We start from the raw sequence: 9,351 nt of genomic DNA on the forward strand, positions 1-9,351 counted from the left end.
TCATAACTGTTCCAGGCGTAATTTATTTTGGTATTTTAACTATTGATATGAATTAAAATAATAAAATTTATGTAAGAAATTCATTATTAATATTCCATTAATATTTGTACATTAAAATGCCAAAATTAACGAATTGTATTGGAAATATAGAATGCAGCAGAAAGTTGAAATTGTAGAAGGTAGCTTGAATGAGTGCGTTAATAGTCAAAGAAATGCAAGAAAAAGAATCTTGGCCAGTATTGCACAGAATGGTCTAATTCCACCTACAACCGATAGCAACACCCATCTTTTATTATCAGCTGATGGTCATATTTCCTCACGTATTTCTTATAACTTGGTGCAATTAGCAAAAAGTAAAGGGAATAATTTTTCAAAGATTTGTGATTATGCGATTCAGGATCCCCACTGTGGAATGATTGGAATAACTCTGGAACGGAATTATACAATCAAGGCTAAAGATGTAACTGAATTGACTCCTATCCTGGCTCCACGTTTACTAAACAGTATTTTGTTTATTGTTGTGGGTGAACAGTTAAAAACCAGAAGATCCCAATACTCAGGCGATGTTTCTGAGCAGGAACTGGAGGGGAGTATTGGCCGTGGTGCAATTCAAGCCATTATTGTTCCCAATTTTTTATATGCTGAGGTAGTTAATCTATATAAGGATGTCACTATCATTCCAGTCGATACTGTTAATTGCACAATCAAATTAAGTAAACATGTCGTTAAAAATATTCAATTAGAAAATACTGACGCAATTGATAGGGAGATCGACAAGAAATTTCCACTAATGAAACTACAGCATCCTGATTTTTACGCAGATAAGCGACAATTATTGCAGTTGGTTGAATTTGAAATGACCATGCCTGACTATAGCGCTGGTTTGTTGCAATATATTGAAAATAGCATAAAAAAATATGGTAACAGCCATTTTTTTGGGCTTCATTTAACAAGGCTTCCTACACAACACGATGTGTCCATGTTATTGCAGAAGAAAGAAAATAGTCCGGAGGAAATGATTACAAATGATAGACAAAATGAAAATAAAGTTGAATCCCAGATAGCTAATGAGATAGCTGTAACCCCGGCAATTCCACAAATTGATTTATTTAGCTTGAATTTCTTAACTAGGATGGCACAAAAAACAACAGCAGATCCTGCCTTATCTGATGAAGAGCCGACTGCTTATACATTCCCATAATGATGTAAGCGTAATGATAATTTCGATGTAGATCCTGTGATCTGTCAGAGTGATTGGGGTATAATCCTGAATCGTATTTTCAATGGCAAAAGTCGTCATATTCAGGCCAACATTACAAGAGACTTGCTATACTTATTACTCTGGCATAATGAGCGATCCCTATTTAATTGTTGCAGTTATTCCAGAAGCGGATTAATCAAACAAGTCAATGCATTTGGATATAAAATCTCTATTTTATTGGGATGAAGAAACGCTGCTTCTGTTACGTCGTCAGGAGTTGATAACCCTCCCGAGCGAGCAATGACCACTAATTGGTGGGGATGGTCTACCCTTATTGAGCTGAAAAAATATCACAGTGCAACGAAAGAGACGTGCGTTATTCTGTATAGTTAAAGAATAATGACTAGGGGGGATTTTTCTATGTTACACCTTCAAATACAAGCAACAAATGACATGTTATTTGAGCATTGAGGCCTGGAATGCTAAAAATTACTAATACATTAGGTCTTTCTACGTCAGAAATTGAATTAACAGCAATTCGAGCTCAAGGTGCTGGTGGCCAGCATATCAATAAAGTATCTACAGCAATACATCTCCGCTTTAATATAGAACAATCCAGTTTGCCGCCAGAATTAAAAACCAGATTACTCCAGCTGAGAGATTACCGCATTACCCGAGATGTTATGATTGTCATAAAAGCGCAGCGTTACAGAAGCCAAGATAAAAATAGAGATGATGCCTTGCAAAGATTAGTTGCACTCATTAAAAAGGGGTTGTTTGTACCTGTTTCGCGGATAAAAACCAAGCCTTCCAAATTGTCGATTAGAAATCGACTTGATAATAAAAAACGTAGAAGTCATTTAAAAAAGCTTAGGCAATCCACAGAGTAATTATTCTTTATGCATATCTGTTCAAATCTGTAATCCCATTGATTTTAGAGGTGATTGCTAATTTTGGTCCATATTTATTATTTCTTTTGCAGCGCGATCACCACTAAGATAAGCCCCATACACCGTAGCGGGATAGAGATTTGTAGTTGCTTCTCCGGCAAATAGAAGGTGGCCAGCAACGGTTTTTGCCATATTTAAATAATCTTTTCCATCCTCTAAAGCTTCTGGACGCAAGCTTGAATAAGAACCTTCACTATAGGGGTCTTTACCCCAGCGAGTGATGACGTAGGATGTCGGAGCTGGAATTTTTTCACCATAGATGGTTTTTAATGTTTTCATCACAGATTGAATAATTTCAGTGTCCTTTTTATCTTCAAGATTTTTGGCAAAATCAGCAGAAACAATGGCAGATAAAATGGGTTGGTGAAAGAAATAGTTAAGGTTATCAAATTCAAGCCACTCTCCTTTATTTACCCAATTTCTACCTGACCAATAGGCAGGAGAAATATAACTAATAAATTGCTCAGAGTCCCAAAAGACTCTTGGAAAAAGCATGATAATTTTATTCATGATTCCCATATTGAGGTGTTCCATTGCAATAATTTTATTCCTGGGTAATTCGGGTACGAATTTAACACGGCCAGTTTTTAAAACGCCCAAGGGCAATGTACAAATGACATATTCGCCGATAAAATTTCTGTTATTGTCCGTACTGACTACGATTGCCTCACTGTTTTGATAATTTACTTTGGTTACTACTTGATTCAAAAGAATGTGGGCCTTCATGTTTTTCGCGAGACCATTAACCAGATCGTTATAACCATGAAGGAGGAGTTTTTCTTTCCCTGGGAAGTTATCTTCATTGTCATACCAAAGGGCAGATAAATTGTGAATATCAGCTGCATATTCTTGTTCGATTTTGTCTGAGATTTCATACAGCAAGCCATGTTGTAATTTTTTATTAAGATGTTTTTGGTTAATTAATTCAAGAACAACATCTGACACGGATAATTTTGCATTCTTTTTATTATCTCTACGTTTTTTTTCGACTAGCTTTTCAAAATCCAAATAAAGTTCTTCATAGGATGTATCAATGGCATCTGAAATTTCTTTACCTTTCGAATTATAAAATGAGGAAGAATGACTATCTAGGGAAGCGGTAGCCAGATGCCATTTTTTAGCTAATTTCATTAAGGGATTGCTTTGATCGCCGCCATGAATTATTCCTGCTCCCAGCTCTATAGGCACCTCTTTCCATGGCATAATAGTACTGATTCTCCCACCTATACGATTGCGTGCTTCGAGAATAATATAATTATTTACGCCATGCTTTTGTAAATAGTGACCAGCTTCTAATCCTGCGATTCCTGCTCCGATAATAATAACTTTATAGCGAGCAATTCTGTCCTTTTCGGCTTGAAGCGTTTGACTAAAAATGAGAAAAATTATGATTAAAATCCTTTTTAACATAAAACATCCCTAATTTTTTTGATTTGTTAAATATAACAGGTGGGTGTCTAAATCACTTTATATTTTCTGAAATTTATTTAATTGCTTAATTAAATCTTGCTATAGATCTGATTATTGGCATCTACCTCGCTTTTTTTATGGTATGAGCATCGGCAGCGAACTATAATTAAAAACATCAATGTGCAGGAGTAATTATGGGGATAAAAAATCCTGGTGATCTTTTCGATATTCCTAAAGAAAAACTGTTTATCTCGGAAAGTGGTTATGCATATAGCATTGATATGATAGCCGATTTTATTAACAGTGATGATTGGGATTTCAATGAGTATAAAAATAGGGAGGAATTGCAAGGGACCTTCCGTGACTTCAAAAATAAGGAACGCGAATCTGAAGAAATAAAAGAGGCTTTACCAATTCATTTATTCACTGAACGTGATATCGCAGAATTACTGAAACGTAGAGAAATCGTTAGTGCTTATGAAAAAAGTCCACTGGCTAGTGGGTTAAAAGATCTGGCAGATGGTATTAGTGAAACAACATTAGAGCTTATTGGTGAAGTGGCTAAAAAATCGCAAATTCTTGAGAGTGGTGGTGAAAGTGCGAATGAAGCGCGATTGGGGCTCGTATTATCTACACCACTTCATGCACTTTCTGAACATCTTAAAACGATTAAAAAAACAGAAAAGAATGCTCTGATTTACCTTACCAGCCAAGGTGGGCCTGTGGGCCGATATTCCGAACCGGATGCGCGAGGAATGAATTTTATCGATGATCTCAATAAGATTTATAACTCAGGATGTGGGGCTGGTTTTAACCGACATATCGCCAATGTATTTACTATTCTTAAAAGTTATAAATTGTACCAGCAAGCCAAAAAACAACTTCAAGTGGAGTCCTCCCCCTCCTTCTCTGCTAATAAGGCCGTATCAATGTGGGCGGTTTCACCTTCGCTAATTGATCCAGTCAAGATGGATGATGCTTTGCATTACATTAGAGACAAAAGAGGGGCTTTGGGCATAGCAGAGCTAGATCAATTAGAAGATAATTTCTTAATGAAGAAAATTGAGCTCATCAATGGAAATAGTAAAGAATGTTATCTGATAATAATGGATCTCAATTTAGATAAAGAAACTGGAGTTAAAAAAATTCTTATTCCAATTGAGAAAATTCTAGAGTTTGCCGATAAGCACACCCATTTGCCTGGTATGGCTACTTGATTGAACCAGACAAAAATTATTGTCAATAAGTCTGTTTGCTCACAACACGTTGGGAAGAGGGGATTATATGAATTCTACGAGCTAGCTGTTTTTAATGAGTGGTCTGTTTTCAAAAAAACACTCGCTAAACCAGGGACACTAACGTAAGTTTTGATTGGTTACACCCGTTAAACCACCACGCATCCATTTTATTGCCCAATTATAAAATTCCTCAGCGGGCATGGGTTTTGCGATTAAATAGCCTTGTGCCAGATCGCACCCCAATTCGAGCAGATAATTCCAATCTTCGACAGTTTCTACTCCTTCCGCAACGGAGGTGAGCTTTAATTTTTTAGCCATTTCCAGACTGGAACTTACGATGATGCGCGTAGATTCATTTAAGGCAACATTGGTTATAAACGACTTATCAATTTTTAGTTCTGTGTAGGCAATTCGCATGAGTTGCTGCATTGTTGAATACCCAGTCCCATAATCATCAATGGATAGGCCAAAACCTTTCATTCTCAGTCTTGACAGATTTTCCAGGACACTTCCAATGCACGAGGTTGTGGCTGATTCAGTGATTTCTAAAATCATATGATGAGGTTCCAATCCCTGGGATATGACCAGATTTGTGATTCGATCAGCCAGTGTTGTATCTGTTAGGGATATGGGGGATAGATTGACTGAAACTGTTACATTAAGTCCTGCCTGTCGCCATGAGTTACAATATAGGGCAGCCTTTTTTAAGATGATCCAGGTCAACTCATCAATGATCTCCATATGTTCCATATCGGAAATAAAATCCTGAGGATTGATTATACCTGCTCGTGGGTGTCGCCAGGAAGTAAGTGCCTCAGCACCTTTAAGGAATCTGGTAGCCAATTCAATTTTAGGTTGAAAAAAAGGTTCAAACTCATCATTTTTGAGTCCTTTCAACAATTCTTTTTTGGTAAATGAGCGGCTAGGAGGGGTTGATTTGGCGATTTTACGATTTCTAACGGCAGATACGTATTTTTTAAGCAGTAATTCCAACTTATTCTTACTGACTGGTTTTTCGATAACCCCAAGAAGATTAATATCATAAGCCAATGCCATCGTTTCAATAGATGTAATCAGTGATCGTTCCAACCCACTGAAAATCACCGTGCTTATTTTAGTTTTGATTTCACTAAGATGGCGAAGGAGCTCCATACCATCCATCTTGGGCATTTTAATATCACTAATTAAAATATCAATGGAATCGATATGCTTTTCAATGAGTTCAAGAGCCCTATGCCCGTCAGTCGCTTCATATAGGTGTTGCACACCAATATTTTTTAAGAGGCGTACCAAAATATTACGTTGAAATTCTTCATCTTCTACAATTAAGATTGTTAGGTTTTTAAAGTCCATATATTTATTCACCTGAGTGAATGCCTTAAGCTCTTCTGTATAACAGAAACAAAAGATAAGACAGAATTAGAGTGAATTTAAATATTTTTCTAATTTTTGCACCTCTTGGTCAAGTTTAGATCGATAACTTTCAACGGTTTCTTCATCATTCTTGCGACTTGCTTCTTCAATTTTCTGACAAATAATCGCGAGTCTTTTGGCTCCCACCAGCTGACAAGCACCTTTGAGCTGATGAGCCAAATTCATCACTTCATTGAGCTCTTTCATTTCTATCGCGTTACTAAGTAAAGCGATACTCTTGCTGCTTGTTCGCTTGAAATCCTTAAGAATCTCTTGTATTGATTTCTCATCCTCACCTACAATTTCAATTAATAGCGAGCGGTTGATAGGTGGTGTTGTAGGAAGTGGTAACCAATAATCCATACAACGCATCAAATCTGTTAAGGCCACAGGTTTTACCAAAACATCATTCATACCCGCTGCCAGGCAATTTTGTTTTACATCTAATTGAGCATCAGCAGTGCAGGCAATAATCGGAATCTTTTTTAGAGCGTTTCTCTGCTCATATTCACGTATTTTATGTGTTAATTCATAACCGCTCATCTTAGGCATGTTGCAATCTGTAAAAATTAAGGCATATCTTTTAGATTGTAGCATCGATAAGGCTTCTGCCCCTCCTGTGGCTCCTTCTACAGCATAGCCTAATGAATTTAATTGTTGTATGAGGACTTTATGGTTGACTGGGGAATCATCCACCACACATACCAAGGAATGCTCTTTTTCTGCATCTAGAATACTAGGGGCATGGCGGCGATCAGCTAGTGTCTCTGCTAATTGATTGATGGGTTCCATGAAGTCAGAATTTTTGATTTGCTTTGGATCTGCTATTGGAAAAGTAATGGTTAGAATCATAATGGTACCGCGATTTAACTCACTGTTAATATCAATAGAGCCATTCATCAATTCAGCCAATCTCTTGCTGATTACAAATTCTAAATTAACTCCGCCTACCTCCTGAGCAGGTTGTTTTTCAATCTCTACAAAAGGGTTAAAGAGCTGTTGCAGATCCCTTGGGGGGATTCCAATGCCAGTATCTTCTACCAAAAATCGCAAACGCTCAGATTGCTTGAGCCGCTCTAATAGCTCAGCCCGAAGTATTATCTGGCCTTCTGAGGTAAGTTTGATGGCATTATTTAGAAAATTACCAAGAATCTGTTGTAGCCGGAGTGAGTCAAATAATAAGGCAGGACTAATTGCAGGGGCGCAATAGGTTTCTAACACGATTCCTTTACGATTCGCGGCACCATTATATAATTGATGCAATTTTTTAATGGTTGCGGCAATAGAATCCGCTTTGGCGCATCCTTTAAAAAACCTTGATTAGCATAGCATCGAGCTAATAAGAACATAGTCGATGGTTCCTGTGGACTTCTTGCCAAAATTTGTTTTGCTATTTGTATGGCTTGCTCATAGTGTCCCTGATGAAAGCTGTTCTCAGCCTTTTGGTAAAAGCGTTGATATAAATTCATGGCCGTGGGGACCGAGCTGTCGCTGCTTACCCTGTTTATATCCAATGATCTCATTGCATGCGCAGCGGATTGTTGTGGCTCATTAGGCTCCAAGGTTAAATCGGAATTGGCGGATGGCAAAATAATAGATGATTCTTCTACTTGTTCCTCTTGATGGCCGCTTTCTTTTCGGTAAATCATCGAATGATAATTATCCATTACTACAAGATTGGGGAAATTGATATTGGATGGAATATCAACGGGGTTCAGAAATAACCATCCTCCTTCTACCAGGGATTGAGTTAATTTATGCACTACACGATTAATTTCAGAGCGATCGAAGTACATCAAAACGTTTCGGCAAAAGATGATATCCATTGCATTGGTGCCATTATCAATCGAAGGATAGCTATTTTCCGCCAGATTGTGATAGGAAAAGGTCACCATTGCTTTTATTTCAGGCGAAATCGCAAAATGGTCCTGATTTGTTTTACTAAAATAAGTTTCCTGAATTCCAACTGGCGCATCGCGGAATGACCAGGTGCTATAGATTCCTTCGGAGGCCTTGCGCAGAAATTCCATAACAATATCTGTAGCAAGAATAGTGATATTCCAATGTTGTCGATTTGGTATTTGTTTTGCAAGTGCCATGGCAATGGAATAAGGTTCTTCACCGGTACAGCAGCCTGCGCTCCATATCCGTAAACGCTGGTTCGCCCCTAACCTCTTTTTTAATAAAGAAGGAAAAACCTGTTGTTCAAGAATTTCAAAACTTTGCCGATCACGAAAAAAATAGGTTTCACCAACAGCCAAATACTTGGCAAGAACTTCAATTTGTTTTTGTCCCCATGGCGATGTAATTAACTTATGTGCCAGCTCTTCTGGACTTTTTAAACCAAGGGCGTTAGCGGCTGCTTTAATACCCCGATATAGATCTAACCTTCGCATTTTCGTGAAATTTAAACCCGTATTGATTCTTAGGGCATCACTGACTTGAGTCCATAATTCGTCTTCAGGATCAAATTCCTCACTTTCTATCCGCATATGCGATCGCCTCTTGAAGTGATTGAGCTTCGTCTATGGGGAGGAGCTTATCAAAATCATGCAACAACAATATCAATCCATCTTGTCCCTTGAGAACTTGCCTGACATATTCCATGCCTGGAAAAAGGGGTTCTAAATCAATAAAATCCTTTTGATCATACTCAATGACACCAATTACCTTATCAACTAGAAAGGCAGCAGATTTTTGGTTTTTATTTATAATAATAAGTTTATCCGATAGATTAATTTGATGTTCTGGCAGATTAAAATAGAGGCGTATATTGAGTACGGGCATAATCTGCCCTTGCAAATTAATAATACCGAGTATATTAGGAGGTAGATTAGGTAAGGGAGTAATTTCAACTACTTGAACAACTCGGTCTACGCTCTTTAAAGGTAAACCGAATTGGTGTTCGTTGATTAAAAACATAACCACTTGCTCTAGCACGCCGGATCCTAATTTCTTGATTATTCAATTTTAAGATTAGAGTACCCAAACTGGATTTGCCAATTCGTCCTAAGTGACATGGAGCTACTCTCGGATCATAAGGTTTTTCGGCTCTCCCCCAAATGTAGGGGCACTTTAATCGGATTAAAGTAATCTAACTCTTTGATTCCGCAATCAAAAGAGGGTTAAAGTGCCAAGA

8 protein-coding genes are annotated in these 9,351 nt (G+C 37.6%); 3 read left to right on the top strand and 5 right to left on the bottom strand.

The annotated features are described in order from the left end of the window. Nucleotides 1-151 precede the first annotated feature (151 nt). Together Lfee_RS06065 and arfB are read left to right on the top strand one after the other, a co-directional pair. Complete coding sequence (locus tag Lfee_RS06065) at nucleotides 152-1,201, top strand: hypothetical protein (protein WP_058444909.1); 1,050 nt, start codon at nucleotides 152-154, stop codon at nucleotides 1,199-1,201. 479 nt (nucleotides 1,202-1,680) lie between these two features. Then, complete coding sequence (gene arfB / locus Lfee_RS06070) at nucleotides 1,681-2,091, top strand: alternative ribosome rescue aminoacyl-tRNA hydrolase ArfB (protein ID WP_058444911.1); 411 nt, start codon at nucleotides 1,681-1,683, stop codon at nucleotides 2,089-2,091. 57 nt (nucleotides 2,092-2,148) lie between these two features. Here arfB and Lfee_RS06075 read toward each other — a convergent pair whose 3' ends face one another. Then, entirely contained in the window at nucleotides 2,149-3,561 is a 1,413-nt protein-coding gene (locus tag Lfee_RS06075; protein ID WP_058444913.1) for a flavin monoamine oxidase family protein, read from the bottom strand. Nucleotides 3,562-3,755: 194 nt separating this feature from the next. Between Lfee_RS06075 and Lfee_RS06080 the strand changes: the two genes are divergently transcribed. Beyond that, a complete protein-coding gene (locus tag Lfee_RS06080) occupies nucleotides 3,756-4,778 on the top strand; it encodes a hypothetical protein (protein WP_058444915.1) in 1,023 nt (340 codons plus the stop codon). A gap of 138 nt (nucleotides 4,779-4,916) precedes the next feature. Here the strand turns inward: Lfee_RS06080 and Lfee_RS06085 are convergent, their stop codons facing one another. From Lfee_RS06085 to Lfee_RS06100, 4 genes are all read right to left on the bottom strand, one after another. After that, the gene (locus tag Lfee_RS06085) at nucleotides 4,917-6,152 is read right to left on the bottom strand and encodes an EAL domain-containing response regulator (RefSeq protein ID WP_058444918.1); all 1,236 of its coding nucleotides are present in this window, start codon (nucleotides 6,150-6,152) and stop codon (nucleotides 4,917-4,919) included. A 66-nt stretch (nucleotides 6,153-6,218) separates the two neighbouring features. Next, nucleotides 6,219-7,433, bottom strand: a complete 1,215-nt coding sequence (locus tag Lfee_RS06090) for a response regulator (protein ID WP_058444920.1) — start codon at nucleotides 7,431-7,433, stop codon at nucleotides 6,219-6,221. Continuing rightward, nucleotides 7,427-8,704 carry a CheR family methyltransferase gene (locus Lfee_RS06095; RefSeq protein WP_058444922.1) on the bottom strand — a complete coding sequence of 426 codons (1,278 nt, stop codon included), beginning with the start codon at nucleotides 8,702-8,704 and terminating at the stop codon, nucleotides 7,427-7,429. The genes Lfee_RS06090 and Lfee_RS06095 overlap by 7 nt, the downstream gene beginning before the upstream one ends. After that, the gene (locus tag Lfee_RS06100; RefSeq protein ID WP_058444924.1) at nucleotides 8,688-9,152 is read right to left on the bottom strand and encodes a chemotaxis protein CheW; all 465 of its coding nucleotides are present in this window, start codon (nucleotides 9,150-9,152) and stop codon (nucleotides 8,688-8,690) included. Before Lfee_RS06100 ends, Lfee_RS06095 begins: the two co-directional genes overlap by 17 nt. Between the last annotated feature and the right edge of the window lie 199 nt (nucleotides 9,153-9,351).

The sequence above is a fragment of the Legionella feeleii genome (assembly GCF_001467625.1).
In the GTDB taxonomy this organism is placed as follows: domain Bacteria; phylum Pseudomonadota; class Gammaproteobacteria; order Legionellales; family Legionellaceae; genus Tatlockia; species Tatlockia feeleii.

What these genes read in the sequence shown, in the direction of transcription:
- Lfee_RS06080 (WP_058444915.1), top strand. Translation starts at nt 3,756, where the DNA reads ATGGGGATAAAAAATCCTGGTGATCTTTTCGATATTCCTAAAGAAAAA.
- Lfee_RS06065 (WP_058444909.1), top strand. Translation starts at nt 152, where the DNA reads ATGCAGCAGAAAGTTGAAATTGTAGAAGGTAGCTTGAATGAGTGCGTT.
- arfB (WP_058444911.1), top strand. Translation starts at nt 1,681, where the DNA reads ATGCTAAAAATTACTAATACATTAGGTCTTTCTACGTCAGAAATTGAA.
- Lfee_RS06085 (WP_058444918.1), bottom strand. Translation starts at nt 6,152, where the DNA reads ATGGACTTTAAAAACCTAACAATCTTAATTGTAGAAGATGAAGAATTT.
- Lfee_RS06095 (WP_058444922.1), bottom strand. Translation starts at nt 8,704, where the DNA reads ATGCGGATAGAAAGTGAGGAATTTGATCCTGAAGACGAATTATGGACT.
- Lfee_RS06075 (WP_058444913.1), bottom strand. Translation starts at nt 3,561, where the DNA reads ATGTTAAAAAGGATTTTAATCATAATTTTTCTCATTTTTAGTCAAACG.